This window comes from Vibrio sp. R10-SG3-ISO10, assembly GCF_059834185.1.
Map to the genome: position 1 here is coordinate 723,524 of NZ_JCBDHG010000022.1, position 21,495 is coordinate 745,018.

Below are 21,495 nucleotides of genomic sequence, written 5' to 3' on the forward strand. Positions count from 1 at the left end.
GCTCGTCACAATACTGATAATTATGAAAGGAGCTCGCGCAGTGTCAAAGGTGATTGAGTTAATTCCAGATTCTGAGCAGCTGTCTTCCCCGTTTTATCTTGATAGCACAAATTATGCCAAGCACGGAAAATATCCAACATAGGCATTAGTCCACCTGGACGTAGCTTGCGTCTAGGCTCGTTGACAAAACTTTCGAACAAGGTCTGAAAACGTTGCTGATAAAACTGGGTGCGTCGAATAGAAGCGTTTCTTAACCATTGTTTTGGTTCATTATTTTGACCAGCAAGATAGCAAATGCCTTTCGATGAATCTTGGTTTGATGCTATCGCCCAACGATCTCTCCACCAACCCATATGGACGATGTCTACTTTGTTGATGGCGTTGTTTTCATTCCACTCTTTATCTTCTTCAACATACATAAGGTCGATATTTTGACGCAGAATGCGTGGCAGACAGACACTGAGCGCTGCAGAACGCAAAACAGGGTCTTGCGGCAAGTAGATTGAAACTTGGCGCTCATCCTGGCACAAATCAAGCACGTGTAAGAAATGCGCATACGAAGTGTAAGGCGGGCGAATTAAAGCGCCTTTAGATGGATAGTTGAAAACGGTGAGATTACCCATTGGATCTTCGACATTTCCCCTCGCCAATATGGTTTGGTACTGCTGATCAATTCGTTCTCTCAGTATCGGCGATGGGGTAGGGGCTGGCATGTTCGCTTCGGAAGAGTGTTGTTTTGAGACGAAACGGGCTGGGTACTGATATGGGTCATGATCAACATCACCGCTAGGCTCTTCCGCTGCTGAATAATTAACATGCTGACAAAGTATGTAACCACTATGGGCTTCACCTGTTGCCATCCACAACACACCATTATTACTTTTCGGCTGTAGAGGGACGTAAAAAGAAGCCAGTTCATAACTTGCAGCATGATTCACCCAGCGCGCATCAAACATAGCGAGCTTACGTCGGCATCGGCTCGCAATATGATCGAGGTGATCATAAAACGTCTTTGGATTGATTTCTAATTTACGGCAGATCTCGCGTACTGAGTAGCCCATAAAAAGCAAACCAAGGAGGTTTTCTTGGAATTGAAGTTTTTTGTTTGCCCCAGACCATTTGTCGACAAAGGTAGATTGGCAACATTTACAGCGATATCGTTGGCGATCACCGCTATAGCCAAAAGCATGGTAGAGGTGTTTGTGGGTATGAACCGATAAGCCAAAATTGTCGCATTCGTCGTTGCGACAAGCAGGAAGGCCATCACTGTGGAGTTGACGAAGTCGATGAAGCTCGTTGAGAACTTCTTGGTTGTTAAGTAAGGGGGGGAAAGCGCCACATTCCCGGCATACCATCGCAGGTCGCTTAGGGTTAGCATGCTGCACAACGTAACGATGTGCATCACTCAATCCAAAGTTGTCACACGCCAATGTTTTACAAAAGTTGAGCTGTAACCCGTTTGCTTCCTTTGGCAGTTGGCCGGCTGTCACTATCTCCCCCTCGGGATTATTCGGGCCACCAAACTAGGTTTGGTGGCGAAAAGAATGAATTAGATGTTGATTGCAGTTTCTAGAGCTACTTTCATCATGTCGTTGAATGACTTTTGACGCTCTTCAGAGCTAAGCTTCTCACCGCGGATGATGTGATCAGACACTGTTAGGATAGTTAGAGCTTTCGCGCCAAGGTCTGCTGCAACGCCATAGATGCCTGCTGCTTCCATATCTACACCTAGGATGCCAAGCTTTTCCATTTTCTCGAAGATGTCTGCTTCTGGAGTGTAGAAAAGATCTGCAGAGAATACGTTACCAACTTTTACTGGTACTTCTTGAGTACGCGCTTGGTTAACAGCTTCTTCTAGAAGGCCGAAATCAGCGATAGCAGCGAAGTCGTGATCGTTAAAACGAATACGGTTTACTTTAGAGTCAGTTGACGCACCCATACCGATAACAACGTCCATCAGTTTTACGTCGTCACGTACTGCACCACAGCTACCTACACGAATCACGTTTTTAACACCGTATTCAGCGATTAGCTCGTGAACATAGATGCAGCATGAAGGAATACCCATACCGTGACCCATAACAGACACTTTCTTACCTTTGTAAGTACCTGTGTAACCGAACATGTTGCGAACATCACATACTTGCTTAACGTCATCAAGGAATGTTTCCGCGATGTATTTAGCGCGTAGTGGGTCGCCTGGCATCAGTACTGTTTCAGCGAAATCACCTGGTTGTGCATTAATGTGTGGGGTTGCCATAGTTATTACTCCAAAAATTATTAGTAATTCGAACTGCTGATTACTAATTATGTTGATTTTGAAAAATCTGTTGAGGCAATACTAGCTATATCTGCCCTTGCTCCGTGAGAAGTATGTCACAAAAGGGGGGTAATTGATGCTTTTAGTCTCCATTGATAACTAAATGTGTTGAAAGTGAATGAGCAATCGATTTGTAAAAACGTTTGCTTCATTCAGTGAACCAAAATGTGGTTAATCACGTAGGTTAAATACACATTGTACAAACATTTATTTTGTACAGTATTTGGGAATTGTGCTAAAACTTATACAAGAAATGTTTTTGTACAGCTTGGCTAGACAAAGGAGTCCATGATGAATCAGCAGCAGATAAAAATAGGTATCAGTTCTTGTGTTTTAGGTGAGCGTGTTCGATTTGATTCAGGACACAAAATTAGTAAGTTTGTCACCAAGGAGCTTTCTCCATATTTCGAATTTGTCCCTGTTTGCCCTGAAGTGGGTTCTGGAATGCCTGTTCCTAGGCCAACCATACGATTGATGTCCAATGAGGATAGAATTGCTTTGGTGGAAACGAAAGATCCTACCAAAGAGCATACGCAGGCTGTCGTTGATTACTCGAAGAACAAAGTTGTAGAGCTTGAGCGAGAAGAATTGTGTGGTTACATCGTCTGCGCTAAATCCCCAACGTGCGGAATGGAGCGCGTTAAAGTCTACAAAAAGAACAGCGCAGAGAATGTAGGGGTAGGCTTGTACACCAATGAGCTGATGAAAGCCATGCCTTGGCTGCCGATAGAGGAAGATGGTCGACTCAACGATCCGGTTTTGAAAGAGAACTTTATTACTCGTATTTACACACTCAGAGACTTTTATGATTCTGTCGGTGATGAACCTACTCGTGGGAAGATCGTTGCGTTTCACTCTCGCTACAAATTGACCTTAATGGCTCATCACCCCGCTTCATACAAAGAGCTTGGTAAGCTCGTGGCAAATGTTAAAGATTACGACATTGAAGAGTTCTACAAGCTATACAGAGTCGCTTTGATGGCAGCGGTTTCACACAGAGCAAGTAGGAAAAACAATACCAATGTATTAATGCATCTTCAGGGGTATTTTAAGCGAGAGCTCAGCAAGTCACAGAAAAAAGAGCTGAGACAAGTCATAGAGGACTATAGAGTGGGGCTTCTTCCCTTGCTTGCACCATTAACACTAATTAAGCACTATTTAGCGGATCATCCAGATGCTTATTTGGAAGACCAAGCTTTTCTGCAACCTCACCCACAGGAGTTACGTTTAAGATATGGGCTATGAGAAAAAACTGTACGCGATTCGCGAGATCTCTGAGATTACTGGGGTTAAGCCGGTAACCTTACGCGCGTGGCAGCGACGTTACAGCCTAGTGCAACCTCAACGAACTGAAAAAGGTCATCGCTTGTATACCGATGAACACATCGCCTTAATAGGAGAGATACAAGGTTGGCTGAGTAAAGGAGTTCCGATTGGCAAAGTAAAAGACGTACTAGAGTCCACTGAACCAAACAAAGGCGAGCAGTATCTAGCGAGTGAGCAGTTGGATGAAGTGAGTGCTTTCTTACAGGCATTAGCGGATTTGAACAAAGGAAAAGCGGATTCGATCGTCAGTACTGTTTTTAAAGAGTACCCCCTGGGTGTGGTGCAAAAGCAGTTTGTGAAGCCGACAGAGAAAGCACTGTCTGTGGTTAGAATCGGCTTGCGTGCCTTGCAAAAGGGGTTGATGGAGTCTATTTTTGTTGCTCGGCTTAACGCAATTATTGAAGCAGAGAACAAAGCCGCTAAGTCCGGGAAATGCTTGTTTATTAATTACGATAGCGTTAACGACATACATGCACGTCTTTGGGCGTTGCATTTATCAGAGTCAGGCAAAAACCTAGTCATCATAGATGGAATCGAAGATTTGTCTGGCCTAGTTGAACACGAAGGGCTGAATGCGTACGACACCGTTGCTATTTATAGCTCGCGTCCTTTGACAACTGGACAAATCGCTATTGTTGGAAAGATAAAGTCATCATTTTCAGGACAGGTTGTCCTTTCAGACTTAATAGAAAAGTAAGGTCTGAATATGAAGATAGTCTGGCTGCGAAGAGATTTACGTGTCGAAGACAATACCGCTTTGAGCGAAGCGTGTTCAAGTGGAGAGCCTGTTGTTGCTCTGTATATTGCAACGCCGAAAACTTGGCAGGAACACTCACTTGCCCCGATTCAGGCTGATTTAATCTATCGTCGACTGTTGGCACTGCAAAGCGATCTGAGTAAGAAAAACATCCCCCTCTATTATGCTCAAACGGATTCTTTTAAAGATGCTGCGAGAGTGGTAGCTGAAGTTGCCGTGAAAGAAGGTGCGAGCGGCGTCTATTTCAACAAAGAGTATGAACTCAATGAACGCAGCAGAGACGAGTTACTGTCCGAGCTTCTCGTTACGGAGGGGATTGAATGTAACAGCTATGATGATAAGTGCATTCTCAAGCCCGGCAGCGTGGTTAACAAGCAAGGTGACTACTTTAAGGTATTTACGCCGTTTAAACGCGCCTACTTGGCAGCGATGTATCGTCAACCAGTCGTTGTCACAAAGCTAAATCCCCAGAAGATAAGAGGTAAGCTGACATCAAATGGTGTGACAGAGTTTTCGAGCCAGTGTGATTTTGACTACCCAAGAAAATCGAGTGAAAGATACGCGGTAGAGACTGAGCAGATAATTCAAGCGCTAAGAAAATTCGATAGTGACAAGGTTAATAGTTATCACTCCAATCGTGATTTTCCTGCGATTGAAGGCACAAGTACTCTTTCTCCTTATTTAGCGATTGGAGCGCTCTCTGTCAGACAATGCATGGCAAGGCTCATGTACCAGCAACCCCTCCCTTTAAGTGGTGGACGTGAGGTTTGGCAAAGTGAATTGATTTGGCGTGAGTTTTATCAGCATTTAGCTTACTTTGAACCAAAATTGTCGCAAGGTAAGAGCTTTACTTCGTGGGGAGACCATTTAGTCTGGCTTAATCCTACAGAGGCTATCGATGCGTGGAAAAAGGGTTTAACAGGTTATCCGATTGTCGACGCGGCAATGCGTCAGCTTAACCAAACAGGTTGGATGCATAACCGCTTGAGAATGATAGTGGCGAGCTTTCTAGTTAAAGATCTTCACGCTGATTGGCGTGTTGGTGAACACTATTTTATTTCCAAACTCGTAGATGGGGACTATGCCGCCAATAACGGTGGTTGGCAGTGGTGTGCGTCGACGGGCTGTGATGGGCAACCATACTTTCGTATTTTTAATCCTACGACACAGGGAGAGCGCTTTGACCCTGATGGCGCTTTTATTCGGCGTTGGATTCCCGAGCTAATGAACGTGCCAGACAAGTACATCCATCAACCTCATAAGTGGGGTAATGCTAAAGATCTGTCATATCCAGAACCGATAGTTGATCATAAGACCGAAAGAGAGATAACCTTAAGCCTCTATAAAGAAGCCAAGGAAGTATAAATGGTGCGTAAGTTTCTCGCATTCTTGTGTTGTGTCAGCTCGCCTCTTTTTGCTGCGACGTATGAGTTACCCGTAGAGGGCAGTAGTATCGTGGGGCGAACTCAGTACCATCAGGTACAAGAAGGGGAGACGCTCGCCAATATTGCCAAGCAATACGATGTCGGTTTCTTGTCGTTGATGGCTGCCAATAAAGGGATCGACCCGTTTTTGCCTAAGGCGGATTATGTTTTAACGATTCCAACTCAAATAATATTGCCGAACGTAGATCGCGAGGGGATCGTGATTAATCTAGCGGAACTTCGACTTTACTATTTTGAGCCAGAGTCTAACAAAGTGCATATATTTCCGGTTGGTATAGGGCGAGTAGGACGAGATACGCCTGAAATGGAAACCTCTATTAGCCAAAAACGTCCAAATCCGACTTGGACTCCTCCTGCTTCAATTCGCAAAGACTATTTAGCCAAAGGGATTGAATTACCGGCAGTGGTACCCGCTGGTCCAGAAAACCCTCTGGGTGAATATGCTCTGCGATTAGCGCATGGTGCAGGTGATTATCTTATTCACGGGACTAACAAAGACTTCGGCATCGGCCTTCGGGTGAGTTCGGGTTGTATTCGAATGGAGCCAAAAGATATCGAGTGGCTATTCCCTCAAGTTAAGCTTGGAGACAAAGTCACTGTGATAAACGAGCCTATAAAGGTTGCACTAGAACCAGATCGTAGTGTGTTCCTAGAAGCACATGAGCCATTGACACGCAGTGACGGCGTAAAGAAAGCGCTTGAGATACCCCAAGAGCTTAGTTGGTGGTTAGAGGAATTTGAACAATCGGATGTGAAAGCGAGAGCTGCTATATTGGCGCAAAATGGCGTGCCAGTCGAAATAGTCGCCCCGACACTGATAAACTAAAGAAAAAAGAAAGGGTCTGCATGCAGACCCTTTCTTTTAAAAGACGAGATTACTTAGTGTAAGACTGAGCAATGTTGTCGATACGTTCGTTTGCACGTGCTGCTTCTTCTTGTGCTGCCATTGCAGAGTCACCAGACTTACGTACTTCAGATTGTAGCGCTTGAACGTCTTGGCTGAGCTGGCTTACTTGATTGCTTAGCTCATCCATTTTCGCCGTTGTCGCTTCGTCTGGACCAGATGCACAACCCGCTAGTAGAAGAACAGAAGATGCTGCAGCTGCGATCAACATTTTGTTCATGAGAGAACTCCTTGCATAAATAAGTATCAAAAATATGTCCTATACCTTTTTATCGTATAGTGACGTCAATCAGTGTAGCCCTAATTTTACGCTTGCTAAAGCCAGCAAAAGTCAAAAAAACCCAAGAATTTAAGTAATTATCAAATTAGGTGAGCTACGTCTCATTGGTAAGAGCAATAGATGCAAGAGACATAGAACTGACATTTAGAGTAAAAGTACGGGTAAAAGAATATTTTCTGTGATCTCTATCCTCTCAGAGTGAATCCAGTTATCATAGCCTGTTTTTGAATAATTCGTGTTGTACTAAGCTTTTTGAGCTGTGATGACAACGCTGTGTGACCAATTGGAGAATACTTTGCACTTTAAAGATTTAGGTTTAGACAATCGCTTACTTAAGAACTTGAAGCACTTTGACTTTAAGAAGGCGACAGAAATTCAGCAACGTGCGATACCTGTCGCGATTGCTGGCAAAGATCTGTTGGCTTCTTCAAAGACAGGTTCTGGTAAGACGCTAGCTTTTGTATTGCCTATGCTACACAAGTCGCTAAAAAACAAAGCATTCTCTGCAAAGGATCCGCGTGCTGTTATTCTTGCCCCGACACGTGAGCTTGCGAAGCAAGTGTATGGTGAGCTGCGCTCAATGTTAGGTGGACTATCATACGATGCGACGTTGATTGTTGGTGGTGAAAACTTTAATGATCAAGTGAAAGCGCTGCGCCGTTACCCTAAGTTTATTGTCGCAACACCTGGACGTTTAGCCGATCACCTTGAGCATCGCTCTCTATTTCTAGACGGCCTTGAAACTCTAGTGCTTGATGAAGCTGACCGTATGCTAGATCTTGGCTTCGCACCAGAACTTCGCCGTATTCACAACGCGGCTAAACACCGTCGTCGCCAAACTCTTATGTTCTCAGCAACCCTAGATCATGCTGAAGTTAATGATATTGCTATGGAGATGTTAGATGCTCCAAAACGTATTGCGATTGGTGCTGCGACAGAAAAGCATACTGACATTACTCAGAAGTTCTACCTGTGCGACCATCTTGATCATAAAGAAGCAATCTTAGAGCGCATTCTAGAAGAAGCAGAATACAAACAGCTGATTATCTTTACTGCAACGCGTGTTGATACAGAGCGTTTAACAGAAAAACTTAACGAGAAGAAGCTCAAAGCAATCGCGCTTAGCGGTAGCTTAAACCAGACTCAACGTAATACCATCATGAGTCAGTTTGAACGCGCTGTGTTCAAAATACTGGTCACGACAGACGTCGCTTCTCGTGGTCTAGATATCGCTAACGTTACCCATGTTGTAAACTTCGACATGCCAAAACATACGGAAGAATATGTTCACCGTGTAGGTCGTACAGGCCGAGCTGGTAATAAAGGTGATGCCGTTTCTCTGGTAGGTCCAAAAGACTGGGATAGCTTTAAGCGTGTAGAGGCTTATCTACAGCAAGACTTAAACTTTTCTGAGCTTGAAGGGTTAAAAGGCAAGTTTAAAGGTTTGAAACCGCGTAAACCTGATTTCCGTAACAAGGGCAAAGCGACTAACAAAGCCAAGCCACAAGCGAAGAAGTCAGCTAAGAAGCCAGTCAAGCGTGACAAGAGCTTCCACCAGAATGTAGCAGTGGGTGATAGCGTGTTTATTCCTAAGAAGAAAACACCGCCTAAACCTGATAGCGAGTAATCAGAGTTAAACTAACAAAGCCATTTGGTTCTGCCAAATGGCTTTTTTGTATCAAGAGTTTGGTTGAAGCATCGCAAAATCAACGGACAAAAAAAGGAGCCAAATTTGGCTCCTTTTTTAATGCTTGCTAGCAGAGGTGATTAATCTTCGCGGTTACTACGACCATGGCCACGTTCGCCACGGTAGTTACCACGGTGATCGCCACCACGGTTACGGTCAAAGCGACGCTCACCATCACGACGACCACCTTCGCGATTACCACGACCGCCTTCACGGTTGCCACGGTAGCCACCTTCGCGGTTTCCGTCACGGTTACCACGGTAGCCGCCTTCGCGGTTTCCATCACGATTACCACGGTAACCGCCACCATCGCGACGTCCACCGTCACGGCGACCGCCATCACGACGACCACGAGGCTCACGGAAGTCATCAAAGTCACACACTACCGCGCCAACTTCTTTCTGACGAATGCGTAGTTTACGTAGCTTGTTAGCTGTCTCAGAAGACATTGCTTTTGGTAGCTGAACGTAAGTTTCGCCTTGTGCTAGTTTAATCGCACCGATTGAACCTTTAACTAGGCCAAGCTCGTTTGCCAATGCGCCAACGATGTCTTTAACCTGAACGCCTTGCTCACGACCAACTTGCAGCTGGTATGTATCCCAGTCTTGGTTGTTGAAGTTGCGGTCACGACCACGACCATCACGGCCGCCTTCACGACGCTCTTTACGACGCTGCTTGTCACGCTCAATCGCTTCAATCATTGGGTCTTCACCAATGTAGAATAGTGGGCGCTTACCTTGCTGACGCTTAAGAAGAATGGCAGCCAGTGTTGCCGCGTCTAGCTCAAGAGACTCTTGTAGTTTTTCAACTAGCTCAGAGAACTTCTCTAGTGCTTTATGTTCTTTATCTGCTTCAAGCTCTGCACCAAGTTTTGCAACGCGAGCTTCTGCAACTTTGTCACGGTGTGGAAGTTGGATCTCTTCCATTGATGACTTAGTTACACGCTCAATAGTGCGAAGCATACGTAGTTGGTTAGTGCGAACTAGAAGGATCGCTTTACCTTTACGTCCAGCACGGCCTGTACGGCCGATACGGTGGATGTATGACTCAACATCGAATGGGATGTCGTAGTTGAATACGTGTGTGATACGTGGAACGTCAAGGCCACGTGCTACAACGTCTGTTGCAACTAGAATGTCGATAACACCTTGTTTGATGTGATCAACAGTACGCTCACGCAGTGACTGAGGAATGTCACCGTGTAGTGCAGAAGCTTTGAAGCCACGTGCACATAGCCAATCTGCTAGGCGCTCAGTGTCTTGACGAGTACGTACGAATACGATTGACGCGTCAGTCTCTTCAGTTTCTAGAAGACGAGACATTGCTTCGTCTTTTTCTACACCTTTAACAACCCAGAACTGCTGCTCTACTTTGTCTACAGTGTGGTTTTTACCTGCAACGTCTACTGTCTCTGGATCACGTAGGAAGCGCTCAACAATGCTCTTAAGCATCGGAGGCATAGTCGCAGAGAATAGTACACGCTGTGCTGATTCAGGTGCGTGCTCCATGATTTCAGTTACGTCATCAACGAAGCCCATGTTTAGCATCTCATCCGCTTCATCAAGAACGAATGTGTGTACTTCGTCTAGGTGTAGACGATCACGGTTGATAAGGTCTTGAACACGGCCCGGAGTACCAACAACGATATGAGCACCGTTTTTCAGGGCGCGCATTTGATCAACAATCGATGCACCACCGTAGATTTCAAGAACTTTAAGACCAGCGATGTTTTGACCTAAGTTCTTAACTTCAGCCGCTACTTGGATCGCTAGTTCACGAGTTGGAGCAAGTACGATTGCTTGAGGCTTACGCTGTGCAAGGTCTAGTTTGTTTAGAAGAGGTAGAGAGAAAGCTGCAGTTTTACCAGTACCAGTTTGAGCTTTACCTAGTGCGTCTTTACCAGCCAATAGGTGCGGGATAGCAGCAGCCTGAATTGGAGTTGGTGAAACAAAACCCATACCATCAAGAGCTGAAAGGATAGAGTCGTTAAGCGCTAGATCGCTAAACTGAATTACAGAATCTGTCATTGGGATCCTACTATATAATGTCAACAAAAGGTCCCACGAGCTCTACCAATTCCAATACCAATCCAGTTGAGAGCTGATTCCGTTCAGATGCGGAAAAGTCGTAAATCGCATCAAGCCACTAGGGACGTAAGAGATATTGGTGTTATTTACTGCCCGTTCATTCTAAAAAAACCATGAACAGATAGGGGGGCACCAATATGAGGGGGCGGATTATTCCCTAAAAGCACAAAAAAAGCTAGAAAAAATTGAATTTCATCACAATTTTTTCCTGATCTGAGAATTTTTGTGTAGTTCTTGTTCGTCTAGATGTATTAGGTGCGAAATTTATGTACAAATCTAGGGGGATTGCTAACTGATTGAATTGTTCGTTAAACACCAGATTGTCATGCTTCTACGCTAGCAGGGGCAAGGGCTCGGTGATATAGTGGGCGCAATTTTTCGGTTACTTACTCGGTAAAACAAGATAGATGTTTCAAGATAACCCTTTACTGGCTCAACTTAAGCAGCAAATCCAAGAAACCCTGCCTAAAAAAGAAGGCACAATCAAAGCAACAGAGAAAGGCTTTGGTTTCCTTGAAGTGGATAGTAAGACAAGTTTCTTTATCCCGCCACCGTACATGAAAAAATGTATGCACGGCGACAAGGTAAAAGCGATCATTCGTACAGAGAAAGATCGCGAGCAAGCTGAACCAGAAGAGTTACTTGAACAAGGGCTTAACCGTTTTATTGGCCGAGTTAAACTATTCAAAGGCAAACTGAACGTTACACCAGACCATCCTCAACTTAAAAAGTTATCTTTAAAAGCTAAGACACGTAAAGGCATTAAGAGCGATGATCTTAAAGAGGGTGATTGGGTGGTTGCACACCTTATTCGTCATCCACTTAAGGGTGATAATGGCTTCTTTGTCGAAATCAGCGACAAAATTACTGATGCAGACGACAAGATAGCACCTTGGTGGGTAACGTTAGCTCAAAATGATCTGCCAAATAGCGAACCAGCAGGACTAGACAGCTGGGAGCTAAAAGACGACGCTGATCTTGAACGCATCGATATGACACACGTTCCGTTTGTGACCATTGATGGTGAGTCAACCAAAGATATGGATGACGCGCTGCATGCTAAAAAGACAGAATCAGGTGATTTCGAACTGACGATTGCGATTGCTGATCCTACTGCCTACATCACACCTGATAGTGATATGGACAAAGTGGCGCGCGAACGTGGTTTTACCATCTACTTACCGGGGCGCAATATTCCGATGCTTCCACGTGACCTTGCCGATGACCTATGTTCATTGATAGAAGGTGAAGCACGTCCAGCTCTATGTTGTAGTGTGACCGTGACGAAAGAGGGTGTTATCGGAGATGACATTAAGTTCTTCGCTGCCAACATTAAATCTCATGCTCGCTTGGCTTACGACCATGTTTCCGATTGGATTGAAAATGGCAGTTCAGACGCTTGGCAACCAAGTGAAGAAATCACAGAGATCGTTCGTGACCTCTATGATTTTTCACGTGCTCGTGCTGAGTGGCGAGAAACTCATGCGGTGGTTTTCCCTGACCGTCCAGACTACCGATTTGAACTGAGTGAAGATAACGATGTTGTCGCTATTCATGCAGACATGCGTCGTAGCGCTAACCGCCTAGTAGAAGAGGCGATGATTACAGCAAACATTTGTGCGGGTAAAACGCTGCAATCAAGCTTTAATTCGGGTGTGTTTAACACTCACGCAGGTTTTAAACCGGAAAAGATTGAAGATGTCGTCAATCTGGTAAACCCAGAAGGTGAACTGCCGTTTACCGCTGAATCTATCGCGACTCTAGAAGGTTTTGCGGCGCTGCGTCGTTGGTTGGGAAGCCAAGAAACTTCTTACCTAGATAACCGAATCCGCAAAGCTCAAGCTTACAGCGAAATTGGTAACCAGCCTCTACCGCATTATGCAATGGGTCTTGACCTATACGCGACGTGGACATCACCAATTCGCAAATATGGCGATATGATCAACCACCGTATGCTTAAAGCGCACATCTTAGGCAAAGAACCAGTGCAGACGGCCGATGATAGTGTCGGTGAAGAGCTAGCGATTCATCGAAAGCACCACAAAATTGCTGAGCGCAATGTTGGTGATTGGTTATATGCTCGTACCCTTGCAGATGAACCAGCTAAAGAGACCAAGTTCATCGGTGAGATTTTCGATATCAACCGTGCAGGTATGCGTATCCGCTTGATTGAAAACGGCGCTGCGGCATTTATTCCTGGCTCACTTATCTTAGCCAACAAAGAGCGCCTTGAGTGCAATGGTGAAAATGGCACGGTTTCAATCGATAAACAAGTGACTTACCGCTTAGGTGATGTGCTAGAGGTGGTTCTGACTGACGTAAATCAGGAAAACCGCAGCCTAGTAGCCAAACCGACACAAATCTTTGAAGAAATGAGGACTGCGACAGAAGCTGAATCCTCAGCAGAGTAACGAATCAGTTCATTAAAGTTACCTCAAAGGCGCTATTACAGCGCCTTTTTTGCTGCTCCGGTCTTAGTAAATTAATTCGCTGTTGTAATGTAGTGATACTAGGTATTTGACTGGTGTATGACAAAGCTCAGACAATTCTATACATTTCGCATAAAGACGCTTATTGGATATTCCTATAGTTTGTAACCGATTTAATTCATTAGGGAATATTAGGTAAGAATGATGAAAAAGGTTGTTTTACTTGCAGCGCTTGTAGCGCTACCTACATTTGCAGCTCAGAAAGTTGATGGCTTTTATATTGGTGCGGGTATCGGTGATACGAGCTACGACGATGATGGATTTGGTAAAAGTGTTACTAATGGCGCGACTTCAACTGAGACTGATGGCGCTTCATTCAAGCTGATTGGTGGCTATCAGTTTAATAAGATCGCTGCGATTGAAGCTCAGTACACAAAATACGGTACAGCCAATACTAAATTGTCTAACACTAAAGCACTGACGATGGACAGTGAGTCCCTTATGGTGGCAGCCAATTTAGGTTACACCTTTGATAACGGTCTAAGACCTTACGGGGTAATTGGCGCAGGTATTGTTAGTTGGGATGTACGAAATGCCGGTGCAACAAGCTATTTGATCAACAAGTCTTCAAGCACGTTTGCCGTTCGCGCAGGGCTTGGTCTTGAGTATGCACCTGCAATGTTTGATGGCTGGGCGGTTAGAGCAGGCTATGAAGTTGATGCGTTTGCTGCTGAGGTTGAAGATTCATTAACCAAGAAAACCACAGAACATACTTTGGGTATGGGCTCTTTCTACATTGGTTCGACTTACAAGTTTTAGAACAATAGTTATAGGAGAGCACTTGCTCTCCTAATCCTGCCAAAACATCTCTTTCGGGTCTTTATCGATTTCGCGCATGATAGCAGTTAGGTCGCTACTTTGAGCTAAATATGGGTAGGGCACCCACTGTTCATTATCCGTTTCTTGTGGCATGAATAGCTGCCACTGATTCAGCTCTCCGTTCCACGCCACTTTCGCGATTGGATTCATGTAATTGCAGTGGCTAGAATCAAGTAAAAAGTGCTGCTTGATAAAAATGACGCCATTGTTCATGCTTTCAAAGCTTGCTTTGCCCAATTCAGCAGGCGTACTTTGATTGCGTTGCTTACAGATAAGCTGCGCTCTGCTCTCGACTTGACGTTGTAGTAAACTCACTAGCCCCATGACGCTCTCACTTCAACAATATGAGTATCTGTGCAAAAGGTTACACTTCTCTAACTTAAGCATAGTATGTACTAGATATTTTATTGTCTGCATAGGCTTTCACAAAAATGTCATCTAACCGCAATAACATAGCGCTGTTTAGTTATAACCAGTCGCATCTATTAGTGGGGAGTTTATTATGGTTCGTGTTGCGTTGGCTGCACTTTTATCTACATCGCTGTTTTCCGTGCCAACGTTGGCTAAAGAGGTGAATGTTTCAGGCTCGACTTCGGTTGCTCGTGTCATGGACGTGCTCGCAGAAGATTACAATAGCACTCATCCAGACAGCTACGTTGCGGTTCAAGGCATTGGTTCGTCAGCCGGTATTACGCTGGTTAAGAAAGGTGTGGCTGATGTAGGCATGAGTTCTCGTTACCTAACAGAAAGCGAACAAGATGAATCTCTCACTGTTAAGCCAATTGCTTTTGATGGATTAGCAGTGGTGGTGAATAAATCTAACCCGATTCAGAACGTTACTCGCGAGCAATTGTTTGATATCTATAAAGGCAAAATAACTAACTGGAAACAGCTAGGTGGAAACGATCAAAAAATCGCGGTTGTCACGCGTGAAGCTTCTTCTGGATCGCGCTATAGCTTTGAAAGCTTGATGGGATTGACGAAAATCATCAATAGCCGTCTGGTGTCTGACATCAACCCAGATAATTTAGTGGTAAACAGCAACAGCATGGTAAAGACGATTGTTAACCACAATAAACAAGCTATTGGTTTCGTTTCTACAGGTTCAGTTGATAGTTCGATCAAAGCGATCCAGTTTGAAGGGGTAGAAGCGAGCAACAAAACAATCGCCACGGGTCAGTATGAATTATCTCGTCCTTTCCTTGTTCTATACAATCCTGACAAAGTCGATGAAGACTCCAAGTCATTTATTAACTACTTAAACAGCAACCAAGCAAAATCTTTGATTGAAGAGTACGGCTACACGCCAATTAAAAAGTAGTCTCGCTACAATGTTTTAATGGAGAGCTTTTGCTCTCCATTTTTATTCTAGTTGAACACAATGCGCCACTATTGTGATGATTTAAATAGTCTAAACTGATAATAGACTGAAAAATGGGAAAGTCAGATGCCCTTACGGATTGTCAAAGCACTTTTGTTTTGCTTTGTACTTTTGTCAGGACCATCTGTTTTTAGCTCAAATGAGCCGGCGTCTAGTACGACCAAGGTGGTTCCTGTTATCAATATCAGCGGAGCAATCGGCCCTGCTGTGGGGGACTACGTGATTGAAGAAATTACGTTAGCAAACCAAACCCCGAATATACCTGCTCTAGTGCTGACAATCGATACGCCCGGTGGCCTAGTTAGCAGTCTTAGAGAGATCAACCAATCTATTCTCGCCTCAAAAGTTCCTATTTTGTGTTTGGTCTATCCTCAAGGTGCGCGCGCTGCCAGTGCCGGTACATTTATTCTGTATGCTTGTCATATTGCTGCAATGGCTCCTGCGACGACTTTGGGAGCGGCGACACCCGTTAGTATTGGTGGAGGTAACCCAGAGCAATCTGATGAGTCATCAAACGAGCCGTCGGCAATGGAAAAGAAAATGCTCAATGATTCTATTGCTTATATACGTTCGCTTGCGCAGTTGCGTGGTAGAAATGCAGAATGGGCGGAAAAAGCGGTTAGAGAAGCCGCCACACTTTCATCGAGTGAAGCGTTAGAGAAAAATGTCATCAATCTCATTGCGGATACGCCTGAACAACTCCTTATCCAATCTGATGGGCTAACTGTTATCTTAAATGAAACAAACAGCCAGTTAGTAACTGAAAATGCAAAAGTCGAGTATAAGACACCGGATTGGCGCCATCAGTTTCTCTCTACTATCACTGATCCGAATATCGCGTATATCTTAATGATGATCGGTATCTATGGCTTGCTGTTAGAGTTCTACAGCCCTGGATTTGGCGTGGCGGGTGTCGTTGGTGCGATTTGTCTTCTGATTGCGACTTATGCTTTCCAGATGTTGCCAGTGAACTACGTCGGAATTGGTTTAATTCTACTGGGTATAGGACTGCTGGTGGCTGAGTCGCTTGTGCCAAGTTTTGGCATTTTAGGATTTGGCGGTGTTATCGCATTCGTCTTGGGATCGATATTTCTTATCGATAGTGATCTACCAGAACTGCAAGTCTCATTAAATCTTATCTATTCAATTGCGATGCTATCGGCGGCTTTCGTGGTGTTTGTTTTACGCAGAGTAATACAGCTAAGGCAAAGCCAGGTGGTGAGTGGAGCCGAATACCTGATCGGTCAGCAAGCGATTGTCGAAAACAGTTTTACTGCACAAGGTTATGTGCATATAGAAGGTGAGCGCTGGGCCGCACACGGTGATGACAGTTTTACTCGTGGAGATATCGTCATTGTCGAGGCGATCGATGGTCTGAGTTTGAAAATTAGTAAACAGCAAGGAAGTGGCTATGATGGAACAGATAATCACTAGTGGCATGCTGACGCCAGTGCTGATTGTAGTGTTGGTACTTATGATTGCATTCAGCATGTTCCACGTGTTGCGCGAGTATGAGCGCGGCGTCATTTTTTTCCTTGGCCGCTTTCAAATGGTCAAAGGGCCGGGGTTGATCATTGTTATCCCCGTGATTCAACAAATCGTCAAAGTCGATATGCGAACCGTGGTGATGGATGTTCCTAGCCAAGATGTTATCAGTCGTGACAATGTCTCTGTTCGAGTTAATGCAGTGATCTACTTTAGAGTGGTCGATGCACAAAAAGCAATCATCAACGTAGAGGATTATTTAGCGGCAACGTCTCAACTCGCGCAAACGACCTTACGCTCTGTTTTAGGTCAACATGAACTCGATGAAATGCTCGCCAATCGGGAGATGCTCAATACGGATATCCAAACCATACTAGATGCGCGTTCTGATGGCTGGGGTATTAAAGTATCTGATGTAGAGATAAAACATGTTGATCTTAATGAGAGTATGATTCGAGCGATCGCCAAACAAGCGGAAGCTGAGCGTGCTCGAAGGGCGAAAGTGATACATGCTTCTGGTGAAATGGAGGCATCGGAAAAGCTTGTTGAAGCAGCAAGCAAAATGGCGACTCAACCCAATGCGATGCTATTGCGTTACTTGCAAACGCTGACGGAGATTGCCGGAGAAAAGAGTTCGACCATTGCTTTCCCATTGCCTATGGAGTTAATGGAAGGATTGTTTAAACGGAGTGGCAGTAGTGACAAAAAAGAATAGCCTATATGAAAAATGAGGCTCTCGATGACGAGAGAGCCTCATGGCGGTTGTTACTTCGACACGGTTCGCTGCTGCTGACCTTCAACATTCACAATGACGTAACTGACCAGTTGTCCGTTGATTTGTTTTTGGCTAGCCATGGTTGATTGCCCATCAACTATGAGTGACGGATACTCACCATAGAACCAAGCTTCCCACTCGAGCGACTGAGTTGAGTTGTTGGTCAAGCTCGTTTTATTCACCCCTTCATGTCGCACGGTAAGCTCATGTTCGCCCATGATTAAGTGTTTTGCCTCTAACCACTCAATGTCATTAGTTAGGTGTGAAGCCGTAATGATACGATCTTCAGAAGCATTAGGTTTAATGCCCATTAGTCCTTCGATGGTGTTGGAAATAAAAGTGAAAGATAGCTCAGGATAATCACCATTGGTTCCTTGAGTAGGGCGTTCATGGGGTTCGTCTTTTTTATCCATGATGTATTGCATCCACTTCCAAGCTTCTTCATTGCGATTGTAGGGGAAGTAAGTTTCAGGGATATAGGTATAGGCTTCAATGTTGTTCGGTGCTTCAGGAGTCGAACCAATACCATCACCGAGCTTTTCGGCAATGAAATCGAGATATTTATCATTGCGCTCACCCGGATTGGTAACGCGTTTCATCGGCATAAACCAGCTGTTTTCTTTGCCAAAGTCGTTAAGACGCAAACCGTCTTTTTGTACTATGTTTACATAGTTTCCGAGCGGGTCATTAGGGTCTGCGATACTCCACTCGTGATTAAAGAAATCTTTGAGCTGTCGTGCTTTCTCACTCCAAACAACGGCTTGACTGTAATCTTGACGAGCTTCAAGCATTTTAGAGTAGGCGAGAGTGGCTTGATACTGAGAGCCAATGGCGTCGCCAGCTTCGATTGGAAATTCACCACGTTCATTGTAGGTTGCTGAGCCTTCGAATATACCGCCATAACCCTCTGCGATACCATTTGGGTCTTGGTCGTCGTGAAGAGCGATATAGTCAGTCAGCACCTTTGTATAGAATTGCCAAAGGTCTGCATCTTCAATATAGCGCTTGTCTCCGGTCCATAGATACTGCTGCCACGCTTTTTCGACAAATTCAAATTGGGCCGGCACTTCTCTAACAAACCAAGAATCGTCGACATAGTCGATCGTATGAGGTGTGCCATCAAAGTTTATTGCCCAAAGCGTGTACCACTTTCTTGATTCTGTGGAGTGCTTAGCGAAGGTTTTAAACATCGAGAAGTTCTCTGCGTCTAGACCTGCCAGCTTAGCGCCACTTGCCTGATGCAGGAAATCGCGCGAATAAAAAGCCGTTCGGTCAAAATACCCCGCCCAATAGGAGGGGATGTAATCGGCTGTTCCCGTTCCATCGTTATTGTTTTCATCTCGGTTCACTAGATCGTGGTGACCTGTCATGACAAACCGATCGGTTTTATCCATTGCCCACGAAAATGAGTCTTGTAGTTTTACGTTCGAAGAGGTCACAACTAGCTGCTTAGGTTGCTCTCTAGCGATGAGTGTCCAGTGCTCTGGTTTATGGTCTTTAGCGGTTAACTTGACTGTAATTGGATGAGTAAAGTCGAGTACGTCTCCTTCATTGATTGAGGTTGCGCTAGCGTCTGATATTTTAAGGTTGCCAATGGTCACTTGAGTTAGATCCGTGCCGTATGGCACTTGAAACTCAACGCGCTGATTTTCTCGATTGATGTTCGTCAGGCCAGATTGTTCTTCTGCATTGAACTGAATGATTTGATTGAAGCTCAATGGCTTGCTTTTATGGTTTTTAGATAAGCTCACATTGTCGATACTCACGCCGCCTTTATCAGACCCTGTAACAGAGACTTTTATCTGCTCGCCTTTCTCTAGTGCAATATGTTTAAGAGTACTTAGCTTATATTTTTTACTCTTTTTTACTGGCTTGCTAAACAAGACTTCGTCATGGAGATTAGTGATGCTTAAAGACGCATCAGAGGAAGGACTGACAACATAAGCAGATAAGTCATAATAACCAGTTTCAGTAATGGTTACGGTTTGACTGATGCTATGTGTTGTACCTGTCGCGATTCTGCCACGGTATTCACCTTGGTATGCTGAATCATTCTTGATGTTGGCAAACCAGTAATCCCAGCCTAGCCCTTTATTTTCAAAGCTAGGATTTGTTATTAGGTTGTCATTTTGTTTGGCATAAGTAACGCCCGACGTAGCGATCGTACCGACGATAGCGCAGGCTAATAGGTTCCGTTTCATAAACTTCTCGTTATTGATTTATTAGATGTAGGGAAGGTCGCGCATAAAAAAGCGGGCAGTGCCCGCTTTACAGCTATGTAGCCTGAGCTGGGGTGACAGCTTTTGGTTTGCCGTTTAACTCTGATTTACCATCTGTGACATGTTGGTACTTTTCGGTAAGTTGATCTTGGATGTTCTGGTGATACTGACCATTGAGTTTGTAAAAGCGGAAGTAAACAACCAATGCAATCGCAAAAAAGAAGGCAGGCAAACCGACCATGATGCATTGCATACCAAACACGGTTTCTGGGCTTTGCACGACGTTAGGAACATAGTCGACAGCAGTAAGTGCAATACCGATAAAGAAAGCGGCGAAAGCCGAGCCTGCTTTCACAACCAGAGTTTGAACAGAGTAAGCGATACTTTCACAACGTTGGCCGAGCTTGTATTCACCGTAGTCTACGGTGTCCGCTACCATGATGACGTTCAGTACCCAAAACAGTGCCGTTCCGATTTGTAGCAGAACGCCAGCGGCGGATATCAACAAAATGCTTTGTTTATCGTACATACCCACATAGATAAGCACTGCGCTACCTAAAATTGGCAAACTTGAAGCGCACGCCCATAGGGTTCGGCGAGAAAACATTTGGGCGAGTTTAGGGAATAGAACCAGTGTGATTAGGTTAGCAATACCAGCGTATGCCATGTAGTAAGGGAAGAGGTCTTCGTTGCCGACGACATAAGTAAAGTAGTAAACAGCAAACGCGGTGATGATGTTGGTAGCAAGGTTGTAAGACAGCGCCATACACAAGACACTGGTTAGCTGGTCGTTCTTGTAGATAAGCTTAAGAAGTTTGTTCAGTGTTACTTTCTCTTCGGGCTTACTACTGTCTAGTTTGTTGGTCGAATAGCGCTCTTTAACGTTTCTTAACGTGATGTAAGTTGAGACAACAAAGCAGCCAATAAGCAGTAAAGTAAACACTTGGAAGCCATAACCCTTGTCGTCGCCTCCCACATAATTAACGAACGGCATTGCAATGGCCGCGGTAACAAGCCATGCGAGGCTTGCGAAAAATCTAGGGTATGGAACGAGGTCTTCACGTTCACGTTTGTCTAGTGTCAGAGTCGGGACTAAAGACCAGAACGGAATGTCCATCAAAGTGTAGGTCATCCCCCATAAAATGTAAGTGACGGCGGCATAAGCTATAAGCCATGGGCCTTCGATATGATGGGCGCTGAACAGCATGAACAGCACAATCGAGTTGGTAATCGTGCCAACTAATATCCAAGGTTTAAATTTGCCCCAGCGGCTACGAGTATTGTTGACGATCCAACCCATAATCGGGTCATTGACCGCATCCCATATTCGTGCGACGAGGAAGATGGTTCCCACTGTTGCCGCAGAGATACCAACTACATCCGTGTAGTAAAACATCAGGTACATATAGACAATGGTAATGGCAAAGTCCTTACCAAATGCCCCAAAGCCATAACTCAGCTTTGTGTTCATTGAAATGCTCATGGGTGCTCCTTACGCCTCCTTAGTAGGAGGCGTATATT

At 44.7% G+C, this 21,495-nt stretch carries 17 protein-coding genes; 10 read left to right on the top strand and 7 right to left on the bottom strand.

Going from position 1 to position 21,495, the window contains the following annotated elements; all coding sequences use genetic code 11:
• Window positions 1–20 precede the first annotated feature (20 nt).
• Both AC6R16_RS16815 and deoD read right to left on the bottom strand, forming a co-directional pair.
• Window positions 21–1,490: a transposase gene (locus tag AC6R16_RS16815; protein ID WP_500675142.1), complete on the bottom strand. Its 1,470-nt coding sequence runs from the start codon at window positions 1,488–1,490 to the stop codon at window positions 21–23.
• A gap of 59 nt (window positions 1,491–1,549) precedes the next feature.
• Entirely contained in the window at window positions 1,550–2,260 is a 711-nt protein-coding gene (gene deoD, locus AC6R16_RS16820) for a purine-nucleoside phosphorylase (protein WP_069668414.1), read from the bottom strand.
• Between the two features lie 351 nt (window positions 2,261–2,611).
• Between deoD and AC6R16_RS16825 the strand changes: the two genes are divergently transcribed.
• From AC6R16_RS16825 to AC6R16_RS16840, 4 genes are read left to right on the top strand one after another with little or no spacing between them, the layout of a single operon-like run.
• Window positions 2,612–3,565, top strand: coding sequence for a YbgA family protein (locus AC6R16_RS16825; protein WP_500675356.1), 954 nt, complete (start codon window positions 2,612–2,614; stop codon window positions 3,563–3,565).
• Window positions 3,555–4,343, top strand: a complete 789-nt coding sequence (locus tag AC6R16_RS16830) for a MerR family transcriptional regulator (RefSeq protein WP_500675143.1) — start codon at window positions 3,555–3,557, stop codon at window positions 4,341–4,343. Before AC6R16_RS16825 ends, AC6R16_RS16830 begins: the two co-directional genes overlap by 11 nt.
• Window positions 4,344–4,352: 9 nt before the next feature.
• Window positions 4,353–5,768, top strand: a complete 1,416-nt coding sequence (gene phrB, locus AC6R16_RS16835; protein ID WP_500675144.1) for a deoxyribodipyrimidine photo-lyase — start codon at window positions 4,353–4,355, stop codon at window positions 5,766–5,768.
• Complete coding sequence (locus AC6R16_RS16840) at window positions 5,769–6,674, top strand: L,D-transpeptidase family protein (RefSeq protein ID WP_500675145.1); 906 nt, start codon at window positions 5,769–5,771, stop codon at window positions 6,672–6,674.
• 49 nt (window positions 6,675–6,723) lie between these two features.
• Here the strand turns inward: AC6R16_RS16840 and AC6R16_RS16845 are convergent, their stop codons facing one another.
• Window positions 6,724–6,972, bottom strand: a complete 249-nt coding sequence (locus AC6R16_RS16845; protein ID WP_004744579.1) for an Lpp/OprI family alanine-zipper lipoprotein — start codon at window positions 6,970–6,972, stop codon at window positions 6,724–6,726.
• Between the two features lie 343 nt (window positions 6,973–7,315).
• On the opposite strand from AC6R16_RS16845, the gene AC6R16_RS16850 reads away from it, so the two are divergent.
• The gene (locus AC6R16_RS16850; protein WP_500640184.1) at window positions 7,316–8,659 is read left to right on the top strand and encodes a DEAD/DEAH box helicase; all 1,344 of its coding nucleotides are present in this window, start codon (window positions 7,316–7,318) and stop codon (window positions 8,657–8,659) included.
• A gap of 140 nt (window positions 8,660–8,799) precedes the next feature.
• Here the strand turns inward: AC6R16_RS16850 and AC6R16_RS16855 are convergent, their stop codons facing one another.
• Window positions 8,800–10,746, bottom strand: coding sequence for a DEAD/DEAH box helicase (locus AC6R16_RS16855; RefSeq protein ID WP_500675146.1), 1,947 nt, complete (start codon window positions 10,744–10,746; stop codon window positions 8,800–8,802).
• 467 nt (window positions 10,747–11,213) lie between these two features.
• Between AC6R16_RS16855 and rnb the strand changes: the two genes are divergently transcribed.
• Both rnb and AC6R16_RS16865 read left to right on the top strand, forming a co-directional pair.
• Window positions 11,214–13,217 carry an exoribonuclease II gene (rnb, locus tag AC6R16_RS16860; protein WP_500675147.1) on the top strand — a complete coding sequence of 668 codons (2,004 nt, stop codon included), beginning with the start codon at window positions 11,214–11,216 and terminating at the stop codon, window positions 13,215–13,217.
• Between the two features lie 222 nt (window positions 13,218–13,439).
• Window positions 13,440–14,054: a porin family protein gene (locus AC6R16_RS16865; protein WP_500640156.1), complete on the top strand. Its 615-nt coding sequence runs from the start codon at window positions 13,440–13,442 to the stop codon at window positions 14,052–14,054.
• Between the two features lie 30 nt (window positions 14,055–14,084).
• Here the strand turns inward: AC6R16_RS16865 and AC6R16_RS16870 are convergent, their stop codons facing one another.
• Window positions 14,085–14,438: a DUF3024 domain-containing protein gene (locus AC6R16_RS16870; RefSeq protein ID WP_500640157.1), complete on the bottom strand. Its 354-nt coding sequence runs from the start codon at window positions 14,436–14,438 to the stop codon at window positions 14,085–14,087.
• Window positions 14,439–14,616: 178 nt separating this feature from the next.
• On the opposite strand from AC6R16_RS16870, the gene AC6R16_RS16875 reads away from it, so the two are divergent.
• The 3 genes from AC6R16_RS16875 to AC6R16_RS16885 all read left to right on the top strand — a co-directional run bounded on the left by AC6R16_RS16875 (window position 14,617) and on the right by AC6R16_RS16885 (window position 17,695).
• On the top strand, window positions 14,617–15,435 hold the full coding sequence (locus AC6R16_RS16875) for a phosphate ABC transporter substrate-binding protein (RefSeq protein WP_500675148.1): 819 nt from the start codon (window positions 14,617–14,619) through the stop codon (window positions 15,433–15,435).
• Window positions 15,436–15,561: 126 nt separating this feature from the next.
• Window positions 15,562–16,929, top strand: coding sequence for an NfeD family protein (locus tag AC6R16_RS16880; RefSeq protein WP_500675149.1), 1,368 nt, complete (start codon window positions 15,562–15,564; stop codon window positions 16,927–16,929).
• Complete coding sequence (locus AC6R16_RS16885) at window positions 16,907–17,695, top strand: slipin family protein (protein WP_500675150.1); 789 nt, start codon at window positions 16,907–16,909, stop codon at window positions 17,693–17,695. The genes AC6R16_RS16880 and AC6R16_RS16885 overlap by 23 nt, the downstream gene beginning before the upstream one ends.
• A 50-nt stretch (window positions 17,696–17,745) precedes the next feature.
• On the opposite strand, the gene AC6R16_RS16890 is transcribed toward AC6R16_RS16885, so the two are convergent.
• Both AC6R16_RS16890 and melB read right to left on the bottom strand, forming a co-directional pair.
• On the bottom strand, window positions 17,746–19,956 hold the full coding sequence (locus AC6R16_RS16890) for an SGBP N-terminal domain-containing protein (RefSeq protein WP_500675151.1): 2,211 nt from the start codon (window positions 19,954–19,956) through the stop codon (window positions 17,746–17,748).
• Window positions 19,957–20,029: 73 nt separating this feature from the next.
• Window positions 20,030–21,457 carry a melibiose:sodium transporter MelB gene (melB, locus tag AC6R16_RS16895; RefSeq protein WP_500675152.1) on the bottom strand — a complete coding sequence of 476 codons (1,428 nt, stop codon included), beginning with the start codon at window positions 21,455–21,457 and terminating at the stop codon, window positions 20,030–20,032.
• Between the last annotated feature and the right edge of the window lie 38 nt (window positions 21,458–21,495).

Coding starts and splice junctions, on each gene's coding strand:
- AC6R16_RS16845 (WP_004744579.1), bottom strand. CDS start 6,972: ATGAACAAAATGTTGATCGCAGCTGCAGCATCTTCTGTTCTTCTACTA.
- AC6R16_RS16880 (WP_500675149.1), top strand. CDS start 15,562: ATGCCCTTACGGATTGTCAAAGCACTTTTGTTTTGCTTTGTACTTTTG.
- AC6R16_RS16875 (WP_500675148.1), top strand. CDS start 14,617: ATGGTTCGTGTTGCGTTGGCTGCACTTTTATCTACATCGCTGTTTTCC.
- AC6R16_RS16855 (WP_500675146.1), bottom strand. CDS start 10,746: ATGACAGATTCTGTAATTCAGTTTAGCGATCTAGCGCTTAACGACTCT.
- AC6R16_RS16890 (WP_500675151.1), bottom strand. CDS start 19,956: ATGAAACGGAACCTATTAGCCTGCGCTATCGTCGGTACGATCGCTACG.
- AC6R16_RS16865 (WP_500640156.1), top strand. CDS start 13,440: ATGAAAAAGGTTGTTTTACTTGCAGCGCTTGTAGCGCTACCTACATTT.
- AC6R16_RS16825 (WP_500675356.1), top strand. CDS start 2,612: ATGAATCAGCAGCAGATAAAAATAGGTATCAGTTCTTGTGTTTTAGGT.
- deoD (WP_069668414.1), bottom strand. CDS start 2,260: ATGGCAACCCCACACATTAATGCACAACCAGGTGATTTCGCTGAAACA.
- melB (WP_500675152.1), bottom strand. CDS start 21,457: ATGAGCATTTCAATGAACACAAAGCTGAGTTATGGCTTTGGGGCATTT.
- AC6R16_RS16830 (WP_500675143.1), top strand. CDS start 3,555: ATGGGCTATGAGAAAAAACTGTACGCGATTCGCGAGATCTCTGAGATT.
- AC6R16_RS16840 (WP_500675145.1), top strand. CDS start 5,769: ATGGTGCGTAAGTTTCTCGCATTCTTGTGTTGTGTCAGCTCGCCTCTT.
- AC6R16_RS16870 (WP_500640157.1), bottom strand. CDS start 14,438: ATGGGGCTAGTGAGTTTACTACAACGTCAAGTCGAGAGCAGAGCGCAG.
- AC6R16_RS16885 (WP_500675150.1), top strand. CDS start 16,907: ATGATGGAACAGATAATCACTAGTGGCATGCTGACGCCAGTGCTGATT.
- phrB (WP_500675144.1), top strand. CDS start 4,353: ATGAAGATAGTCTGGCTGCGAAGAGATTTACGTGTCGAAGACAATACC.
- rnb (WP_500675147.1), top strand. CDS start 11,214: ATGTTTCAAGATAACCCTTTACTGGCTCAACTTAAGCAGCAAATCCAA.